Raw genomic sequence first — 17,608 nt, 5'->3', positions numbered from 1 at the left:
CTCCGGCGTTGGGCTAGAGCTAGCCCAGCGAACCCAGGGACGCCTGCGACTCGATCAGACCCTCGTCGCTGGGGCGTTCGGACCGGCCGAAGACCCGTTCCTCCTGCCGCCGACGGAGCTCCTGGTGGGCGTCGCGCGGGCGCTCCAGGCCGTACCGCTGCCGGGCCTCTTCGGGGGTGAGGGTCTCGGGGCTGAGCGGTGGCACCTTGCGCAGCACCGGCTCGACGACCGGCACGGTGGCGGGGGAGAGCAGCTTCAACAGGGCGATCTCGATGGCTGGGGTCAGTTGGGCGAGCCAGAACGCCGTCTTCAGCACCGGACGGACCAGAGCGTCGGTGACCCGGCTCTGCTTGACGCCGCCGAGTTCGCGCATCCAACGCGGCATGGTGGCGATGGTTCCGGCCCGTAGGGTTCGGGCGACCAGCCAACTCGCCGGACGCAGCGCCTTCGGCGTGGGCGGCAGCATGATCGAGGCGTCGAGCAGGTGGTTCATCGCCTTGTGGGCGAGGTGCGAGCCGATCAGCTCGGGACGCATCCGCTCGTAGTACGCCCGGAGCTCGGCTCGGTCGGCGGGGATGTCTGCAGGGTCGCAGGTCTGGAGTTCGGCGGCCACCCGGCACTCGGCCCAGTAGCGGGCTTCGTCCTCGGGGCTGAGCTTGCCGGGGCCGTACATCTCGTACGCCTTCAGGATCGAGTGCCAGCCGGTGAGCTGGATCCACAACTGGGAGTCGGGGTCGTTGGCGTCGTAGCGAGTGCCGGTGACCGGATCGGTGCCGATCGCCTTGGTGTGAACCTTGACCAGGACGTCGGCCGCGTGCGCGATGCTGCGACTGTCGGCGAAGGCAACCATCGCGAAGTAGCGCAGCGTCCGGTCGTAGCGGTTGCGCGGTCGGGTGTAGATGCCTCCGGAATGTTCGACGGCGGCGACCAGGTGGGGGTCGAGCTCTTCGATCACGACGGCGCGCTGGAACCCGATCGTCAACGACGTCGGGTAGCTCCACACACGCCAGGTGACCGAGTCCGGTCCGAAGAGTCCGTAGTCCTCAGCCGGGGTGACCTGTCTCCGTGCGCTGCGTGCCATAACTGACTCCAGAAGGTGTGGTGGCATGTCCTCAGCCATTTAATACACCACTGTAGCTTTTGGGAAGGCTTTGTTTGATCCGGTGCTCGCGCCACTAGGCTCCGGGCATGGCTCGACGTCCTTATGCAGCGAGACTGCCGCTGGCAGAGCGCCGCGAGCAGTTGCTCGACGCAGCGCTGGCGGTGATCACCAGGGACGGGTATGGCGCCGTGTCGATCGAGGCCGTTGCGCAGGAGGCCGGAGTGACCCGGCCGGTCGTCTATGGCGCGTACGACACATTGTCGGATCTCTTGATCGCCTTGCTGGACAGGCAGCAGGCACGGTTGATCGGCCTGCTCATCGCGGCGCTTCCCGAAGCCTTCGATGAGCGTGGTCCTGAGGACGTCGTGGAAGAGTCGGTGCGCGCGATGGTGGCCGCGGTGGTGGCTGATCCGGAGACGTGGCGACCGGTGCTGTTCGCCAACGACGCGACTCCTGCCGAGGTTCGCGACCGGATCGCTGCCGACCGGGAGATGGTCCGGCAGCGGATCGCCGAGCTGATCGGTGAGCTCCTGCCCTGGCCTGAGGTCGACACCGAGGTGTTGTCGCATGCCGTGGTGGCGATCCTCGAGCACTTCGCCCGGCTGCTCATCGATGATCCCGAGCGCTTCGACGCCGACCGTTTGGTCGCGTCCGTGCGACAGATCGTCCGCATGGTCCGCTGAATCTTGGCGCCCACCTGTCTCATCGGGGGGTTTCGCGCCGCCATCCAGTTGACAACGATTCTCATTTGCAATGAGAATCGTTCTCATGAAACGACGAATGATGCCGATGGTGGTCGCGCTCGGGTTGGCTCTGGCCGCTTGTGGCGAGACCGAAGCCGAGTCGAAGGGCGCCGCCGAGGCGCCGCATGCAGAGGAGAAGCACCAGGGGGAGGGGGCCAGTGACGCCGAGGAGGCTGTTCGGCCGGAGTCGCGGCTCGCGATCACTCATGACGGCGGCATCACCGTGCTGCGCGCCGGGGACGGCGAGGTGGTCGGCGAGATCGAGCTCGACGGCTTCCTGCGCCTCAACCAGGCCGGCGACGGCAGGCACGCCCTGGTCACCACGGGCAAGGGGTTCGAGGTGCTCGACCTCGGTGCCTGGACCCAGGCTCATGGCGACCACGGCCACTCCTATACCGCCGAGCCGCGGATGACCGGAACCGTCTTTCCTGCGGAGTTGGCCGGCCATGCCGTCGTCCACGCCGACCGGACCGTGCTGTTCGCCGATGGCACCGGTGAGATCACTGCCTTCGACCCGCACCACCTCGCCGACGGCGAGGTCGAGACCACCGAGTTCGCCACCGAGCACGCTCACCACGGCGTCGCGCTGATCCGCGCGGACGGTGCTCTGGTGGCGACCGACGGCACCACCGATGAGCGATCGTCGGTCACCGTTCGCGCTGTCGACGGCGAGGAGATCGCGCGCTACGACGACTGCCCCGGCGTGCACGGTGAGGCGGTCGCCGGTGAGACGGTGGCGTTCGGTTGCGAGGACGGCGTCCTGCTGCTGAAGGGTGACGAGTTCACCAAGGTCGACGCCCCCGGCGACTATGCGCGGATCGGCAACCTGGCCGGAAGTGACGACTCGCCGGTCCTGCTCGGCGACTACAAGGTCGACCCCGACGCCGAGTTGGAGCGACCGACCCGGGTCACTCTGATCGACACCGAGACCGAGAAGCTGCGCCTGGTGGACCTCGGCGCCAGCTACTCGTTCCGCTCGCTCGGACGGGGCGCGGGCGGTGAGGCGCTGGTGCTCGGCACCGATGGTGGGCTGCGGGTGATCGACCCGGCCACCGGAAAGATCGACCGCACGGTGAAGGTGACCGCGCCGTGGCGCGAGCCCAGCGACTGGCAGCAGCCGCGCCCGACGCTGAGGGTGGTCGGAGAGATCGCCTGGGTGAGTGAGCCGAAGAGCAAGCAGGTGCACGCCGTCGACGTCGTCGGTGGCCGGGTGGTGGCGAGCTGGGACCTCCCGCAGGTGCCGAACGAGCTGCTCGGCGTCACGGGCTGACTGCGGGTCGTGACCGTGGCGGCAGGGTCAGTGTTGTAGATCACACTGACGTGGCTCCTCCTACTGGATAGCGTTCAGTAACTCACGAATCCTGGAGGTTCACCGTGCCACTGACCGACGTCGCACCGATCGAAGCAACCGTCACCATCGCTGCTCCGCCTGCCAAGGTGTGGAGCCTGGTGAGCGACCCGCGCAACTACGCGCGGTGGAGCCCGCAGACCGCCAAGACCTTCGTCCGTGGCGGTGCCGTCACCGAGGGCGCCACGATGTTCAACATCAACCGGCGCGGCCTGCTGGTGTGGCCCACCCAGGCGCGGATCGAGACGGTCGACCACGAGCGCACCTTCGCCTTCAAGGTGAAGGAGAACTGGACCGTCTGGTCGTTCAACCTCGAGGAGACCGCCGACGGCGGGACCCAACTGACCGAGCGCCGCGACGCCCCGAAGGGCATCTCCGACCTGTCGGTGAAGCTCACCAAGGCCGTCTTCGGTGGGGTTCCCGCCTTCACCGACGAACTGCAGCGCGGCATGGAGCAGACCTTGGCGCAGATCAAGGTCGAAGCCGAAGCCTGAGTCGCCGACCCCGCCTCACGTCGTCCGGATTTCTGGTCCGGTTCGGGTGTGAGGCGGGGAGCCGCTGGGCATGCTTGGCTCCATGAGGAGCGAACTCTTTGACGCCGAGCATGTCCGGGTCTCCAGCCCTGAGCGATGGGCGATGCAGAACAACCAGATGATCCGGGTCGGGCTCGGTCCCGACGTGCTGGCCACGAAGGGCGCGATGGTGGCCTATCAGGGCAACATCGCCTTCCACCACGAGAAGTCCGGCAGCATGGCGAAGCTGGCCAAGAAGATCGTCACCAGCGAGGACGTCTCGTTGATGCGGGTCAGCGGACAGGGCGAGGTCTGGTTCGCCCAGAACGCCGGCTACGTCTACACCCTCGAGCTCGAGAACGAGGGGATCAGCCTCAATGTCGCGAACCTGTTGGCGTTCGACGCCACGCTGACCTGGGACATCAACAAGATCAAGGGTGCCGGCATGTTGGCCGGCGGTTTCTTCAACACCACCGTCGGTGGTCAGGGCACGGTGGCGGTGACGTCGGTCGGCAAGCCCACGGTCTTCGACTGCTCGCAGGCGCCGGTCGCCGTGGACCCGAACTCGCTGGTGCTGTGGTCCTCGCACCTGGTGCCGACGGTCACCAACAGCATGAACATGTCGTCGGCGCTGCGCGGCGGTTCGGGTGAGGCGATCCAGTTCGTCTTCCACGGTCAGGGATTCGTCGTCGTCCAGGCGTTCGAGGGGGCCTGACCATGCGCAGCAACCTCTTCCAGGCCGAGTCGCAACCGGTGCTCAGTCAGGAACGCTGGGCGAAGCAGAACGACCAGGCGATCCGGGTCGGGCTCGGTCCCGACGTGCTGGCCACCAAGGGCGCGATGACCAGCTATCGCGGGCAGATCGCCTTCCACCACGAGAAGTCCGGGGGAATGGCGAAGCTGGCCAAGAAGATCGTCACCAGCGAGGACGTCTCGTTGATGCGGGTCAGTGGGCAGGGCGAGGTCTGGTTCGGCCAGGACGCCGGCTACGTCTACACGGTCGAGTTGGAGAACGAAGGCGTCAGCCTCAACGTGCGGAACCTGCTCGCCTTCGACGCCACCTTGGCCTGGGACATCAAGCGGATCAAGGGCGCCGGGATTATGGCCGGCAACGGACTCTTCAACACCACGGTCACCGGCGTCGGGACGGTCGCCGTCAGTGTGGTCGGCAAGCCGGTCCTCTTCGACTGCTCGGCGGCGCCGGTCGCGGTCGACCCGAACGCCACCGTGCTCTGGTCGTCCCACCTCTCGCCGTCGATCAACAACAGCATGAACATGTCGTCCGCGCTCCGCGGCGGCTCCGGCGAGGCGATCCAGTACGTCTTCCACGGCCCAGGCTTCGTCCTGGTCCAGGCGCACGAGTGGGCTCCGCCCCCGGAGGAGAAGTCCGGCGGCGGGATCATCGGGAACGCGCTCGACCTGTTCAGCTGATTGGTCCTTGGCGCGGCCACTTCGAGCACGTACCGTCGATTCATGGAGGCTGATGACACGGTTCGTGGCTCGTCCACCAGCGAGCGGATCGCCCAGGCTGAGCGCTGGGCCGCACACAACTACCACCCGTTGCCGGTGGTGATCGAGAGCGCCGAGGGCGTCTGGGTCACCGACGTCGACGGGCGCCGGTATCTCGACTTCCTGGCGGCCTACAGCGCGGTGAACTTCGGGCATCGACATCCTGCGCTGACGGCGGCGGCCCACGCGCAGCTCGACCAGCTGACGTTGACCAGCCGCGCGTTCGGGTCGGCACCGTTCGGGCCGTTCGTCGAGGGGGTCGCGCGCCTGGCAGGCAAGCAGATGGTGCTACCGATGAACACCGGCGCGGAGGCGGTGGAGTCGGCGATCAAGATCAGCCGCAAGTGGGGCTACGACGTGAAGGGTGTGCCGGCGGATGCCGCCACGATCGTCGTCGCGCACGGCAACTTCCACGGCCGCACCACGACCATCGTCTCGTTCAGCGACGACCCCGTCGCGACGACGGGGTTCGGGCCGTTCACCCCCGGCTTCCGGATGGTTCCCTACGGCGACGCCGCTGCGGTCGAGGCCGCGATCGACGAGACCACGGTGGCGGTGCTGGTCGAGCCGATCCAGGGCGAGGCGGGCGTGATCATCCCGCCGCCGTCCTACCTGCCTGAGCTTCGCGCGATCACGGCCGTCCGGGGCGTGCTGCTGATCGCCGACGAGATCCAGTCGGGGCTGGGGCGGACCGGGGCGACCTTCGCCTGCGACCTGGTCGGCGTCGTCCCCGACCTCTATCTGCTGGGAAAGGCGCTCGGCGGTGGCATCGTTCCGGTCTCCGCGGTGGTGGGCGATCGGGAGGTGCTCGGCGTCCTGCACCCTGGAGAGCACGGCTCGACGTTCGGCGGCAACCCGCTCGCAGCGGCTGTCGGAACGGCGGTGGTGGATCTCCTCGAGACTGGCGAGATGCAGCAGCGCGCCAAGAGCCTCGGCGAGATCCTCGACGCGCGGCTGAACCGGCTGATCGGGCACGGCGTGACGGCGGTCCGCTCGGTCGGTCTGTGGGCGGGCGTCGACATCGATCCGGCGGTCGGCACCGCCCGCGAGGTCTGCGAGCGGCTGATGGCACGCGGCGTCCTGGCCAAGGACACGCACGGGCACACGGTGCGGCTGGCACCTCCGCTGGTCGTCACCGAAGGTGAGTTGGATCTGGCGTTGACGGCCCTGGAGGAGTCGCTGCGAAGCTGAGGGCCGCCGATCCGTAGAAACACTGCTGGTCGGGCGCGCCGATGTTAGGTTGCGGTCTAGTCCACAACCGCACTCATCTGCCATGGCTCGGGGGCCCACGTGAAGAAGTCTTCTGCCCTGCTCATCTCCGTCGTCGTCGCCGGGGCACTCGCCCTGGCGCCCGTGACCAGCGCCGAGGCGGCCAAGCCGCGGGTCAGCATCAAGGTCTCGGATGCCACGCCGGTGGCGGGATCCATCATCACCTTCAAGGGCAAGGTCCGAGGTGCCTCGGCCGGCAAGCGGATCAGCCTGCAGAAGAAGGTCGGCATGCGATGGAAGAAGGTCGACTCCGGACGCGTCTCGGGGAGTCGCAGGTACTCCTTGGCCGTCCGGGTGAAGGCCGGGCGTCACGTCTACCGGACCAAGGTGGCCAAGCAGGGTCGGTTCAAGACGGCGGTGTCGCGAACGGTCGCCGTCCGGGCGAAGAAGGTCTGCGTGCGCTACAAGCCGTCGTACCTGACGCAGAGCGTCACCAGTCCAGCAGGCATGGCGGTCGACCAGCGCGACGGGTCGTACTACATCGCTGAGCGGTACCGGGTGCGGAAGTTCTCCGCCAGTGGCAAGCTGCTCTACACGATCGGCGGCACTGCGGCCGGCACGAACAACCAGTCCTTCAATGCTGCCGGCGACGTCGAGATCGACAAGCACGGCAACGTCTACGTCACCGACTTCTTCAACTACCGGGTGCAGAAGTTCTCCTCGAAGGGCACGTACCTGAGGTCGTTCGGCACCCCGGGCGTGCAGTCCGGAGGCGTCGTCGACCCCAACTCGACGAACTGGCAGACGCACTTCTTCCACGTCCAGGACGTCGAGGTGCGCGACGACGGCCTGGTCTACGTGCAGGACAACTACAACGTGAAGATCTACAACCCCAACGGCACCTACCGGTCGTACATCGACCTGCACTACCTGAGCAGCCCCGAAGAAGACGACACGGTGGCCCAGTTGCAGCTCGATGAGGCGGGCAACCTGTACGCGGCGTACAGCAACAACCAGGTCATCACCCGGTTCAACACCTCGTTCAAGCGCAATGCGGTGATCCGGCTTCAACGATCGACCGACGCGAACACGGATGGCCTGGCGCTGACCCGCCAGGGCACGCTGATGGTCAGTCGTGACCTTGAGTCCGGGCCGGTCGTCCAGGAGTACACCCGGGACGGGAAGCGGCTGCGCAATCTTCCGGTGCTTGACGTTTTCCCCGGGAGCCTGGTCAGGGGGCGCGGCGATTTGTTCTACTTGGTCTCGTTCTTCAGCAACGCAGTGGTGAAGTACTCGCCCACCAGGCGCGCCTGCTGACGCTCGCGGAACCGGGGTTACTCACTGGTTACTTGGCGACTAGGGTGGGGCCGTCAGTGACCCACGTCACCTCGGGAGCGCATCGTGAGAGTCCGCAGCCTTCGTACGTCCGTCCTGTTCGCCACGTTGAGCGTGGCGGCGAGTGCCCTCGTTGCTGTGGGGGTGAGCGGTGCGCCTGCGCCGGCGGTAGCCAGTGAGTCTCGTGGCATCGAGATTCCAGCGTTCTACGACCCGCCGGCGCAGATCCCGAGCCAGCCGGGGGAGTTGATCCGCTCTGAGGCGATGCCGTTGTCGGTGAACCTGCCGGTGATCTTCCCGGGCAGGGCCACGCGGCTGATGTACAGCTCGGTGGACTCTGCGGGGCGCCCGGTCGCGGTGACCGGCGCCTATATCCAGCCGACCAAGGCGTGGTCCGGTCCGGGGCCGCGCCCGGTGGTGGCGTTCGGCTCGGGCACCATCGGCGCCGGTGACCAGTGCGCGCCGTCGCTGGGGCTGGAGAAGCCGTTCAACGTCGGCATCGGGGTCGACGGCGTCGAGACGCTGACCATCAACTACGACATGGTCCAGATGTCCGGTCTGCTCAACCGGGGAATCGCGGTCGCACTGACCGACTACGTGGGGCTCGGGGCGACCGATCGCCCGCACCACTACGTGAACCGGGTCTCGACGGCGCACGCCATGCTCGACGTCGCCCGTGCGGTGAAGAAGCTGCCCGGGGTGAGCATCCCGGCCGATACGAAGTTCGGGGCGTGGGGCTACAGCCAGGGTGGCGGCGCCTCGGGTGCCGCGGCGGAGCTGCAGCCCAGCTATGCGCCGGACGTCAACCTGGTCGCCTCGTATGTCGGGGCGCCGCCGGCCGACCTGCGCGCCACCATCGACGGCGTGGACGGCGGCCTGATCGTCGGCGTGCTGGGCTTCGCGCTGAACGGGTTCATCGACGCGGTTCCGGAGCTCGGCGCGGTGGTCGCGGCGAATCTGAACGCGAAGGGCAAGACGCTGTTGGCCGACACGGCGACGTCCTGCATCGGCGACATCATCTTCAACCACGCGATGACCAAGACCCGCGATCTGACCACCAGTGGCAAGAGCCTCGGCCAGATCGTCGACGCCGACCCGGCGCTCGCGGCGTTCGTGGCCGAGCAGCGGATCGGGCGGCTCAAGCCGACCGCCGCGACTCTGGTGGCGACGGCGTTGGCGGACGGCGCCGTCCCGCACAAGCAGGCGCGGCAGCTGGTCAAGGACTGGTGCGCCAAGGGCGCGAACGTGAAGTACCTCCCGGTCGGCACCCTGCCGCTGCCCGGCGACGCCGACAAGCTGGCGCTGGGTCACGTCAGCGGCATGGTGCTCGCCTGGCCGACCGCGCTGTCGTGGATGACCGACCGGCTCCAGGGGGAGCGGGCCTACGGGAACTGTGGGTTGCTGCCGCTGATGCCGTGAGGGGTTGAGAGAACGCCGTCCGCCCTATTCCTTGTCGTTGTGGACGTGGGCGCGTTGGCCGTCGCGATCGAAGATCATCAACAGCTCGGCGGGCCCGTCCACCGCGATGAACGCGTGCGGGGTCATCGTCGCGAACTCCGCCGCCTCGCCGGCCTCGACGATGATCTCGCGCTCGCCCAGCAGGAGCAGGAGACGGCCGGTGAGCACGAAGAGCCAGTCGTGCCCGGGGTGAACGCGCTGCTGTGGCTTGGTGGCGGTCGGCTCCAGGCGGGTCTTCAGGGCGACCGTCGCGCTGTCGGGTCGGCTGAGCGCCCAGGTCGTGCGGCCCTCGACCTGGCTCGGGGTCGGCCGGATCACCACGTCGTGGTTGTCGCTCGCGTCGAGCAACGCGTCCAGGCCGACCTGGAGGCCGGCGGCCAGCGGGACCAGCACGTCGAGGCTGACGGCGCGCTTGCCGGTCTCGATGCGACTGATCGTCGACGGGCTGAGGTTGGTGCGCGCGGCGAGGTCGTCCAAAGACAGCCCGAGCGTGGTGCGCAGGCTGCGCAAGCGAGTGCGGACGAGGTGTTCGAGATCGACCTGTGCAGACATGGCGCTCCTTGCACGTCTTGCGAATAGTGCAAGGAGCCTACCGGATTTCGCCAGAGGTTCCTATGCTCGAGTCATGACTGAGCACCGCGAGCACTCTCACCACGCTGACTCGACTCCCACTGCGATCGTCCGGCACTGCGACGTCGCGGTGATCGGCGGTTCGGCCGCCGGTCTCGCCGCGGCTCTGCAACTGGGGCGTCAGCGCCGGTCGGTGATCGTGGTCGACTCCGGGGATCCCCGCAACGCGCCGGCCGAGCACATGCACAGCTTCCTGGGGCGCGACGGCACCAACCCGGCAGAGCTGCTGGTCGCGGGGCGCGCGGAGGTGCGGAGCTACGGCGGTGAGGTGCTGTCCGGGCAGGCGCTGCGCGTCCGGCGGGATGGGGAGCGCTTCGTGGTCGAGCTCGCTACCGGTGACAGCGTCGCGGCACGCCGCATCGTCGTCGCAACGGGCCTGGGTGACGAGTTGCCCGCCGTCGACGGGCTGGCTGCGCACTGGGGTCGTGAGGTGTTCCACTGCCCGTTCTGCCACGGCTACGAGGTGCGCGATCAGCGCCTGGTCCACCTCGTCACCAGCTCCGTCGGGTTGCATGTGGCTCCGCTGCTTCGGCAGCTGACGGAGCGGTTGACCCTCCTGGTCGCCGACGGAGTCGAGGTGGACGCAGCCGAGCTTGCCACCCTGACGGCTGCCGGTGTGGACGTGCGGGAGGCCGCCACTGCGATGCGGGTGGTTGCCGGCGCGGACGGTCGGCTGGTCGGGGTGGAGCTGACGGACGGCACGCTGATCGACGCCGACGCGATCCTCGTCGGACCGCGATTCCACCCGCGGACCGAGGCGTTCGCGGAGCTTGGGCTGCGCCCCAGCCCGCACCCCACGGGGTTGGGAGAGGTGATCGAAGTCGACCTGATGGGTGCCACTGCTGTCGAAGGTGTCTTCGCGGCAGGCAGCGTCACCGACCCGAGCCAGCAGGTGCTCTCGGCAGCTGCGCACGGCAGCCGAGTCGGCGGGGCCGTCGCGGTGAGCCTTGCCGCCGAGGACACCCAAGTCGCTGGGCGCCCGTCCGGCTCGGTGGCCGACTGGGACCACCGCTACTCCAATGACCCGATCTGGAGCGGCAACCCGAACGGCTCACTGGTGGCGGAGGTGGCTGACTTGGCGCCCGGCCGCGCACTGGACGTCGGTGCGGGGGAGGGCGGCGACGCGATCTGGCTTGCCGAACAGGGCTGGAAGGTGACCGCGAGTGACATCTCCTCCCGTGCGCTCGCGCGGGTCCAGGCCGAGGCGGAGCGTCGCAACCTGCCGGTCACCTGCGCATTGGCCGACGCGAACGCGCGGGAGCCGTTCGCCCGAGGCGGGTTCGAGCTGGTCTCCGCGGCCTACGCGTCGATCCCGCGGACGCCCGATCTGCGCGGGGTCCACAACGTCCTCGACGCTGTGGCCCCCGGCGGAACGCTCGTGATCCTGAGCCACGACATGGAGGCCATGCAGGACCCGAAGCACCAGCATCGGCCGTTCGACCCGGAGGCCTACCTGCACATTGAGGACTTCGCTGCCGTGCTCCAGGCGACCCCGGGCTGGACCATCGCCGTCAACGAGAAGCGTCCGCGGCCTGCGGGCTCGGCGAGCGCGGCGCATCACGCCGACGACCGGGTGCTGCGAGCGGTGCGGCAGGGCTGAACAGGGTCTCCAGGTGTTGCTGATTCGGTAGTGCTTCAGTGCCGTTGTGTGGTGTCACGGGGTGACACCACACAACGGCGTTGTCCGTGTCGAGCTCGGTGCGGGGTGGCAGGCTGGAGCACGACCGGTTGTGTCGTAAGGGGGCAGGGATGACCCGCAGCCAGTTCCGCGGCGAGATCGTCGGCATCGGGAGCGCGAGCGGCATCAGGGTCGTCGTCGGCCGCTGGAGGTCCTCTCCGCTGGGGAGCTTCGCGGACATCATGGTCGAGACGGCAGCGGGGCACCGCGTCCTGCTGGCACCTAGTCCGGAGGTCGCGGAGTTCGTAGCGGCGACCTACTCGTTCGACGCCGTCCGCATCGAGGAGGTGCGTGTGGACGAGACGCCGGACGGCGGGTGGTCCGTCGCCTCGCCGTCACTCGCTCTTGAGGTGCACGTGGGTGGCAGGACGGTCCTGGGCCGGCTACTGCGCCTGGTTCCTCGACGCGTTGCGGAGAGCCCGGCCTGGTGCACGCTCACCGATCCGGTCGCGCGCGTCGCGCTGCGCGGCGTCCGGACCCGTGGCAGCGCGGGCGCGGGTCGTCGGGAGTGGTACGGGGCAACCGACCACCGCTCCGTCACTCGCATTGCGGGCTCGTTCGACGGCGTCGACCTGGGCGAGCTGCGACCTGTGCTGCCCCCGCCGCGGTTCGGCTTCTCCTCGACCCCGCCCACGCCCTCGATCACGCAGGTGGTCACCACGGTGGCGTGGTGACCGGTCCGGTTCAGTCCGCGGGCTGACCTACAGGGAGGAGCCTCGCCGCATAGCGCCGGGTTCCGCGCCTGAGGCGCGGCTGTCGAACGCGAGCGTCCTCCCTGGGGTGCAGGTGGAGCGAGAACGCCGCCAGCGAATGGCCGGCGGCGTCCTGCTTCACGCGAGCGGAGTCAGGCGCCGCTGATCACGCGTCCTGATCGCCGAGGTCGCGCCGACTGATCCGCCGCTTCTTCCCGATCCTGCGAAGCACCGCCCACGGCTCGCGCACAGCGCGACCGTTACGACGGTTCTTGTGAGGCTTGCAGAGCTGACAGCCCTTGTGCTGCCTGTGAGGTGAGTGAGCCATCCGTGGCTCTCCTTTCCGTGGTCAACACCCGCCACGGAGGGCGGGGTTGGGATGCCACGAAAGTCATGAGGTGAGCGTAGCCGCGAGTGCCGACTGATCTGGGAGATAGCGGCGTCGCGAAGCCCGGACGGCCGGAGGGCCCGCGGAAGTCGCCCAAGCGGTCGCCGCCTACCTGAAGCGACGAACCTAGCGGTGGGTGGTTAGAAGCGCTCGCCTGGGATTGAAACGGCTGGCCGCTTTCTACGCGTCGGCGTTGGGGTCCACGCCCCAAAGTCGCACAAGCCCCTTGCGAGGAGGGCCACCGCACTCCACATATACAACGAACGTCTGCTCAGCCTTGACTTGCTCGCGGGCCCAACCAAGAACCTCATCCACGTCGGTCGCGCCAGTCAACCGGTACTCGTCGCAGTGCCACATCACCTGCTCTTGAGCAACGCCCAGGGGCGCGGGCGGCAGCTTCCAGAAGTACACGCGGTAGGCAGGCCGATCCGATTTCCAGTCGATGTCTCGTGGATCCACGCCCTCGACGATCACACTCAGATCCTAGGGCCACGGCGAGTTGCTTATCGACAGCCGCGCAAGCCCTGCTCGCGGCCGATGACTCGCATACTGTCCTCATGACAGACAGGGCGCGGCACGAGGACCTCGTATTCGTGCTCGATCTGAGTACCGATGAGATCTACGAGTTCTCGACCTACGTGGAGCAACTCGACGGCAGTCTGCTCATCGGTGACTACCTCGAATCCGAGCAGACCTTCTTTCGCACTGATGGCGAGCGTCTGTCACCGATGATCGGCGGGAACGGGACCGTCGAGCGCCTGAGACCCACCGGTGAACGCAACCCGTCTGAGTTGACAGCCGCCCTGGAGAGGAACGCCACCCGGGAGGGGATCTCCTGGGACGGTGCTGACCCTATGGATTGGCTACTTGCGGTGCGCCGTCGGGAGTACACACACCGTTGGCCGCAATGGCCCAAGTGGCTAGAGCGGTGCAAGCGCGGCCTCGAACCTGAGTGACTCAACCCTTACCAGCACTCGTTGGTGGGAACCTTCCGAGGGCCCGACGAGCGGCGGCATCGCCGCACTCGTCATGGAGTGAACGCGGCAGGCCTTGTCTCTACTGGCCGGGGCGGCTTTTTGCCTTGGACTTGCTTGAGCCGGTGCATAGAGGGGAGGCCTGCATTGTCGATAAGGTGCCCTTATGGCGCTGGTTGACGAGTACCTCGAAGCACGGCGCGACGAAGACGTCGCGTGGCTGCGGCGCGTGCTCGCGTTGCGGGCGATGGTGGCAACGGGGAGGTCCCAGCGGCAGATCGCCGAGGCGCTCGGCATCACTCAGCCGGCGGTGAGTCAGCAGTTGAAGTCAGCTGGGATTGTGCGCGAGGCGCACCCTGAGGTTCTGGTGCAGGCTGCTGCGCCGGTCCTGAAGTCACTTGCGCAGGAGCGCGGATACAGGAATCTTGCGGTGTTCGGCTCGGTCGCTCGCGGGCAGGCACGGGAAGACTCCGACATCGATCTGATCGTCGAGTCGCCCGAGGGCACTTCGAGCTTTGGCTTCGTCGAGTTCAAGTTGCTTATTGAGGAGGTCCTGGGTCGAGAGGTCGACCTCATCGACTACGGGGGACTCAAGCCCCGCCTCGACGACGACATCCGCCGGGAGGCGGTGGCGTTGTGATGGACCGCAAGGCCGCCGGCTATCCAAGCTCGGAGTGCTCGCGCCGGACGGCGTCGAGTGGGCGCTTGCCGTCGCGAACCGCAACTTCCTGATCCATCAATATGACGAGATCAATCGCGACCTGACTGAATGACCTTGTCGGCCGACCTGCCGCCGTGGGCGCAGTCATTGGACGGGCTCTTTCAGGCCTCCGATCCCGTGATCAGCAGTTCTGAGTGACAGCGGACGCTGTCACTCCAAGAGGCGATCAGCTGCGGTGTCGGAACTGGCATTGGCGAGGTCCGGTTCCGCCGTAGGCGAGTGATCAACCGCCTGCGGGTGGTGCGGTTCATCGTCCTGGGACGAGTAGTCGGTCGAGGACAACGCTGACGGGATGTCCTGGTCGATGCCCTTCGCCGCCGCGTCTGTCGGACGCAGCCTCGGTGGTGCCGCCGACCATGCTCGCAACGACCCGAGCACATCGGAGTAGAACCCGTCGATAGAGGTAAGAACGGAGTCGATGAACGCCCCACGCCCGCGGCCGCGCTTGGTTCCCATCGTGGCGGTCGTCGCGATGCGGAAGGTCCGGATCTCCCTGCCGGAGTCATCAACCAGCGACGCTGGGTTCTCTCGGATTGTGCCGAGGAGCTCCGCCATCGCCGATCCGCGGCCGTGCGCAACGAAGGACTCCACGCGGGCCGAGTCTGGGGTGGCCTTCAACTGTCGGATCAGCCAGTTGACCCGCGTCGTCGGACGCCCTTCACGGGGCGCGTCCACATCGACATGGCAGGTCACCTTGGAAGAGCGCAGGTCTGCCGTGATGACGAGGTTCCCCACGGTATCGGGTATGCGCACGACACCGGTGAGCGTGCCAGTTTGGCACAGCGTCGTGGTCATCGCCTGTACGCGTGACGCGGGGTCGGTGAGTTCTTTGCGGGTCAGTACCGGGACGACCTCGGCACCGAGTTGGCGACCGAGTTGCAGGCTTGCGAACCGGAGGAGCGCGTCAAACCGCGTGATGACTTCGGAGACTCCCTTGTCGGACTGCCGGAGCGTGCCAGCGGCTACCGCGTCCCTCACGCCCACCCAGGCCTCGCCCATGTCGTCGAACTCGAGAGCGCCAGACTTCCGATGCTCCAGATACCGGATCAGCTCACCCAGAATCCAGGCCTGGTCCGGGTCGGCAACCCCTCGGAATTCCTTCTGCATGACCGCGTCGGCAAGCACTTGTGACCACGACACGTGGTGGAGTTCGACCTTGCGAAGCTTCCGCTTGTCGACCTTCGTCGGATGCTGGCCGGCAACCGCTGGAATCTCGTTGGAGATGGTGATAACTGCGTCGAATCCTTGCTCGCGTGCGATGTCCAGATAGGCCTCAAGTTGCTCTGCGCCGAGCTGGTTCGGGCCAGTCTTCACCTCGACCAGAGCGGTCCAGGACTTGCTACCTCGCGAAACGCGAATGAGTCCATCGGGATAAAGCCGCCGCTCACCAAGCAGGAAGGGCACCTCGATGTAGCACTCCATGTTTCCTGCTGGCGCTCCGAGCGGCTTGACGAAGCTCCGACCGAACTCCTTCACAGCGCCCAGCACAGCCAGCAGAGCCGAAGTTGCCCGCCGCTCCTGCTCCTCTGCGCCGTTAATACCGGACGTCGGGATTAGACGTGCCTCGTGCCAAGACTCTTCGCTCATCACTGCCCCTATGCAGTCGCTCATTGTTCGCGGAGTTTGGTGCCGTCGAGTGCGGCACCTTCCGGCGAAGGCTAGCCCCGCTTCGGAAGACTGGTGGGCCAGATGCAGAGATCCAGTTGGGAACGACCGGTTCGACCTCATCGACTGGAGGAGTCAACCGTGGCCTCGACGATGACGTCCGACGGGAGACGGTGGCATTGTCAGGGAAACCGGGCTGAAGCCCTTTAATGTCCGGTCTGATCAGGCCTGAGGTAGCGCCGCAGTAAGTCGGACGACCGCGTCGTCAATGCCGTAAGGGAATTCGCCGCTAGCAGCGAGGCGTGGATATAGCTTCTTCGGCCAGAACACTTCTACACCGCGAATGCTGAAGGCACCACCGAAGAGCGGCCAGTCGGCGTCGATGAAGCAGAGGACGCCGGTCACCGGCATGTCGTCGCCGACGAGGGCGCGCACGATCTCGACCTGGCCAAGGACGCCGTCCACGAGTTTGGTGCGGTCGCGGCTGCCGACCATCAGCGTCTCCACCCGCGGGCGGAGGATGCCACCCTCGATCCGCAATTCCGGTCGTTGATTGACGTAGCGCTTGGCGTCGATGACGTAGATGCCGGTCGGGGCGATCGCGATGTGGTCGATGTTGGCGCGAGTGCCGGGGATGCGGCGGTCGTGGAGGACGCGGACGGTGTCCGAGGCCAGTTCATCGAGCCGGCGTCCGAGTTGCTCCTCGCCGATCGCTCCGGTGTTCCATGCCTTCGTGGACTGCGGGTCGTCGCTCATGGCAAGGATCAGTCCGCCGAGCTTGGGGTGTTTCGCGCGGATCCGCTTCTCGCGCTTGGCCTTACGGCGCTCGTACTCGCGCCGGGCGGAAGCGCCTGCGACGTCCGGTGCCGAGGTTGGCGGCTCGGCTTTCGATTCGGCGGTGGAGTCCGATGGTTCCGGGGCGTTGAGAGCTCCCGCAGGTGCGCATTCCAAGCACCGCACGGTTTTGGTGGCACGTTCGTAGACCGCTTCAACTCCTGCCGGGAGCGATGCGCCGCACAGACGACAGACGCCGTCGTAGCGAAGGCGCATTCGCTTCTCGCCGGACTGAGGCATGGGCTGAGGTTAACTGCGATGACGGTCCTCTGGCGGGGTCTCGACAAGCTCGACCACCGAGGAACCACGCATGGGTGACGACGATTCGATCAGGAGAGGAGTCGAGACCTTCCAGCGCGGTCGACGTCGACGGCGTCCAGGATTCGCCTCAGGCTCGGCTCAGGATGGCCTCAGACTCTTCAGGCATCCTGATGCCACCGCACCGTCCACCGCTGGAGTCCTGATGTCCGAGAGCACTGCGCTTCCCCGCATGGAGGCCATGTTCGCCCGCCTTGACGGGTGGGCGGGCCAGACCGCGGTGCGCCGCGCCGTCATCAAGTCCTTCGTGGCGGTGACCGCGCCGGTGGTCATCCTGGCGGGCGTGGCCATGCTGGTCCTTCCTGGGCCGGGTCTGGTGGCCATCGCCGGCGGCTTCTCCCTGCTCGCTGTCGGCTTCCCGTGGGCCCGCCAGGTGGTGAGTCGGGCCGGCCGGATGCTCTCCGACCTGCGACAGGTCGTGCTTCCCCCGAATTGCTCGCCCGGCCGACGCGTTCTCGGTACGGCGATGATCGTCGGCTTCTTCGTGACGACGACTGTGGCCACGACCGCCGTCACCGCGTGGTTGGGTGCGCAGGCCCTCATCTGACGAGG

General features: G+C 67.3%; 18 protein-coding genes. 13 read left to right on the top strand and 5 right to left on the bottom strand.

Going from position 1 to position 17,608, the window contains the following annotated elements; all coding sequences use genetic code 11:
* Positions 1 to 19: 19 nt before the first annotated feature.
* The gene (locus ACLM5J_RS05000; protein ID WP_413654956.1) at positions 20 to 1,081 is read right to left on the bottom strand and encodes an oxygenase MpaB family protein; all 1,062 of its coding nucleotides are present in this window, start codon (positions 1,079 to 1,081) and stop codon (positions 20 to 22) included.
* Positions 1,082 to 1,188: 107 nt separating this feature from the next.
* Between ACLM5J_RS05000 and ACLM5J_RS04995 the strand changes: the two genes are divergently transcribed.
* From ACLM5J_RS04995 to ACLM5J_RS04960, 8 genes are all read left to right on the top strand, one after another.
* Entirely contained in the window at positions 1,189 to 1,785 is a 597-nt protein-coding gene (locus ACLM5J_RS04995) for a TetR/AcrR family transcriptional regulator (protein ID WP_413654955.1), read from the top strand.
* 85 nt (positions 1,786 to 1,870) lie between these two features.
* Positions 1,871 to 3,115: a zinc metallochaperone AztD gene (aztD, locus tag ACLM5J_RS04990; RefSeq protein ID WP_413654954.1), complete on the top strand. Its 1,245-nt coding sequence runs from the start codon at positions 1,871 to 1,873 to the stop codon at positions 3,113 to 3,115.
* A gap of 104 nt (positions 3,116 to 3,219) precedes the next feature.
* Positions 3,220 to 3,687 (top strand): SRPBCC family protein, encoded by a 468-nt coding sequence (locus tag ACLM5J_RS04985; RefSeq protein ID WP_413654953.1) that lies wholly within the window; start codon positions 3,220 to 3,222, stop codon positions 3,685 to 3,687.
* Positions 3,688 to 3,769: 82 nt separating this feature from the next.
* On the top strand, positions 3,770 to 4,420 hold the full coding sequence (locus ACLM5J_RS04980) for an AIM24 family protein (RefSeq protein WP_413654952.1): 651 nt from the start codon (positions 3,770 to 3,772) through the stop codon (positions 4,418 to 4,420).
* Between the two features lie 2 nt (positions 4,421 to 4,422).
* Positions 4,423 to 5,136 carry an AIM24 family protein gene (locus ACLM5J_RS04975; protein ID WP_413654951.1) on the top strand — a complete coding sequence of 238 codons (714 nt, stop codon included), beginning with the start codon at positions 4,423 to 4,425 and terminating at the stop codon, positions 5,134 to 5,136.
* 42 nt (positions 5,137 to 5,178) lie between these two features.
* The gene (gene rocD, locus ACLM5J_RS04970) at positions 5,179 to 6,405 is read left to right on the top strand and encodes an ornithine--oxo-acid transaminase (protein ID WP_413654950.1); all 1,227 of its coding nucleotides are present in this window, start codon (positions 5,179 to 5,181) and stop codon (positions 6,403 to 6,405) included.
* 99 nt (positions 6,406 to 6,504) lie between these two features.
* Positions 6,505 to 7,740: an NHL repeat-containing protein gene (locus tag ACLM5J_RS04965; RefSeq protein WP_413654949.1), complete on the top strand. Its 1,236-nt coding sequence runs from the start codon at positions 6,505 to 6,507 to the stop codon at positions 7,738 to 7,740.
* Between the two features lie 84 nt (positions 7,741 to 7,824).
* A complete protein-coding gene (locus tag ACLM5J_RS04960) occupies positions 7,825 to 9,177 on the top strand; it encodes a lipase family protein (protein ID WP_413654948.1) in 1,353 nt (450 codons plus the stop codon).
* Positions 9,178 to 9,201: 24 nt separating this feature from the next.
* On the opposite strand, the gene ACLM5J_RS04955 is transcribed toward ACLM5J_RS04960, so the two are convergent.
* The gene (locus ACLM5J_RS04955) at positions 9,202 to 9,768 is read right to left on the bottom strand and encodes a helix-turn-helix domain-containing protein (RefSeq protein ID WP_413654947.1); all 567 of its coding nucleotides are present in this window, start codon (positions 9,766 to 9,768) and stop codon (positions 9,202 to 9,204) included.
* A 73-nt stretch (positions 9,769 to 9,841) separates the two neighbouring features.
* Here ACLM5J_RS04955 and ACLM5J_RS04950 point away from each other — a divergent pair, with 73 nt between their 5' ends.
* The gene (locus ACLM5J_RS04950; protein WP_413654946.1) at positions 9,842 to 11,446 is read left to right on the top strand and encodes an FAD-dependent oxidoreductase; all 1,605 of its coding nucleotides are present in this window, start codon (positions 9,842 to 9,844) and stop codon (positions 11,444 to 11,446) included.
* A 149-nt stretch (positions 11,447 to 11,595) separates the two neighbouring features.
* On the top strand, positions 11,596 to 12,198 hold the full coding sequence (locus tag ACLM5J_RS04945) for a hypothetical protein (protein ID WP_413654945.1): 603 nt from the start codon (positions 11,596 to 11,598) through the stop codon (positions 12,196 to 12,198).
* 586 nt (positions 12,199 to 12,784) lie between these two features.
* Here ACLM5J_RS04945 and ACLM5J_RS04940 read toward each other — a convergent pair.
* Positions 12,785 to 13,078, bottom strand: coding sequence for a hypothetical protein (locus ACLM5J_RS04940; RefSeq protein ID WP_413654944.1), 294 nt, complete (start codon positions 13,076 to 13,078; stop codon positions 12,785 to 12,787).
* An 83-nt stretch (positions 13,079 to 13,161) separates the two neighbouring features.
* On the opposite strand from ACLM5J_RS04940, the gene ACLM5J_RS04935 reads away from it, so the two are divergent.
* Entirely contained in the window at positions 13,162 to 13,560 is a 399-nt protein-coding gene (locus ACLM5J_RS04935) for a hypothetical protein (protein ID WP_413654943.1), read from the top strand.
* A 184-nt stretch (positions 13,561 to 13,744) separates the two neighbouring features.
* A complete protein-coding gene (locus tag ACLM5J_RS04930; RefSeq protein WP_413654942.1) occupies positions 13,745 to 14,218 on the top strand; it encodes a nucleotidyltransferase domain-containing protein in 474 nt (157 codons plus the stop codon).
* 231 nt (positions 14,219 to 14,449) lie between these two features.
* Here ACLM5J_RS04930 and ACLM5J_RS04925 read toward each other — a convergent pair whose 3' ends face one another.
* Positions 14,450 to 15,886, bottom strand: coding sequence for a hypothetical protein (locus ACLM5J_RS04925; protein ID WP_413654941.1), 1,437 nt, complete (start codon positions 15,884 to 15,886; stop codon positions 14,450 to 14,452).
* 240 nt (positions 15,887 to 16,126) lie between these two features.
* Positions 16,127 to 16,978 carry a nuclease-related domain-containing protein gene (locus tag ACLM5J_RS04920; RefSeq protein ID WP_413654940.1) on the bottom strand — a complete coding sequence of 284 codons (852 nt, stop codon included), beginning with the start codon at positions 16,976 to 16,978 and terminating at the stop codon, positions 16,127 to 16,129.
* A 223-nt stretch (positions 16,979 to 17,201) separates the two neighbouring features.
* On the opposite strand from ACLM5J_RS04920, the gene ACLM5J_RS04915 reads away from it, so the two are divergent.
* Positions 17,202 to 17,603, top strand: coding sequence for a PGPGW domain-containing protein (locus ACLM5J_RS04915; RefSeq protein ID WP_413654939.1), 402 nt, complete (start codon positions 17,202 to 17,204; stop codon positions 17,601 to 17,603).
* Positions 17,604 to 17,608: the final 5 nt, after the last annotated feature.

It is taken from the genome of Nocardioides sp. Bht2 (assembly GCF_047308515.1).
Lineage (GTDB): Bacteria > Actinomycetota > Actinomycetes > Propionibacteriales > Nocardioidaceae > Nocardioides.
This window is presented reverse-complemented; position numbering and strand designations above follow the sequence as displayed.

What these genes read in the sequence shown, in the direction of transcription:
- ACLM5J_RS05000 (WP_413654956.1), bottom strand. Translation starts at nt 1,081, where the DNA reads ATGGCACGCAGCGCACGGAGACAGGTCACCCCGGCTGAGGACTACGGA.
- ACLM5J_RS04995 (WP_413654955.1), top strand. Translation starts at nt 1,189, where the DNA reads ATGGCTCGACGTCCTTATGCAGCGAGACTGCCGCTGGCAGAGCGCCGC.
- aztD (WP_413654954.1), top strand. Translation starts at nt 1,871, where the DNA reads ATGAAACGACGAATGATGCCGATGGTGGTCGCGCTCGGGTTGGCTCTG.
- ACLM5J_RS04980 (WP_413654952.1), top strand. Translation starts at nt 3,770, where the DNA reads ATGAGGAGCGAACTCTTTGACGCCGAGCATGTCCGGGTCTCCAGCCCT.
- ACLM5J_RS04975 (WP_413654951.1), top strand. Translation starts at nt 4,423, where the DNA reads ATGCGCAGCAACCTCTTCCAGGCCGAGTCGCAACCGGTGCTCAGTCAG.
- rocD (WP_413654950.1), top strand. Translation starts at nt 5,179, where the DNA reads ATGGAGGCTGATGACACGGTTCGTGGCTCGTCCACCAGCGAGCGGATC.
- ACLM5J_RS04955 (WP_413654947.1), bottom strand. Translation starts at nt 9,768, where the DNA reads ATGTCTGCACAGGTCGATCTCGAACACCTCGTCCGCACTCGCTTGCGC.
- ACLM5J_RS04950 (WP_413654946.1), top strand. Translation starts at nt 9,842, where the DNA reads ATGACTGAGCACCGCGAGCACTCTCACCACGCTGACTCGACTCCCACT.
- ACLM5J_RS04945 (WP_413654945.1), top strand. Translation starts at nt 11,596, where the DNA reads ATGACCCGCAGCCAGTTCCGCGGCGAGATCGTCGGCATCGGGAGCGCG.
- ACLM5J_RS04935 (WP_413654943.1), top strand. Translation starts at nt 13,162, where the DNA reads ATGACAGACAGGGCGCGGCACGAGGACCTCGTATTCGTGCTCGATCTG.
- ACLM5J_RS04930 (WP_413654942.1), top strand. Translation starts at nt 13,745, where the DNA reads ATGGCGCTGGTTGACGAGTACCTCGAAGCACGGCGCGACGAAGACGTC.
- ACLM5J_RS04925 (WP_413654941.1), bottom strand. Translation starts at nt 15,886, where the DNA reads ATGAGCGAAGAGTCTTGGCACGAGGCACGTCTAATCCCGACGTCCGGT.
- ACLM5J_RS04920 (WP_413654940.1), bottom strand. Translation starts at nt 16,978, where the DNA reads ATGCCTCAGTCCGGCGAGAAGCGAATGCGCCTTCGCTACGACGGCGTC.
- ACLM5J_RS04915 (WP_413654939.1), top strand. Translation starts at nt 17,202, where the DNA reads ATGTCCGAGAGCACTGCGCTTCCCCGCATGGAGGCCATGTTCGCCCGC.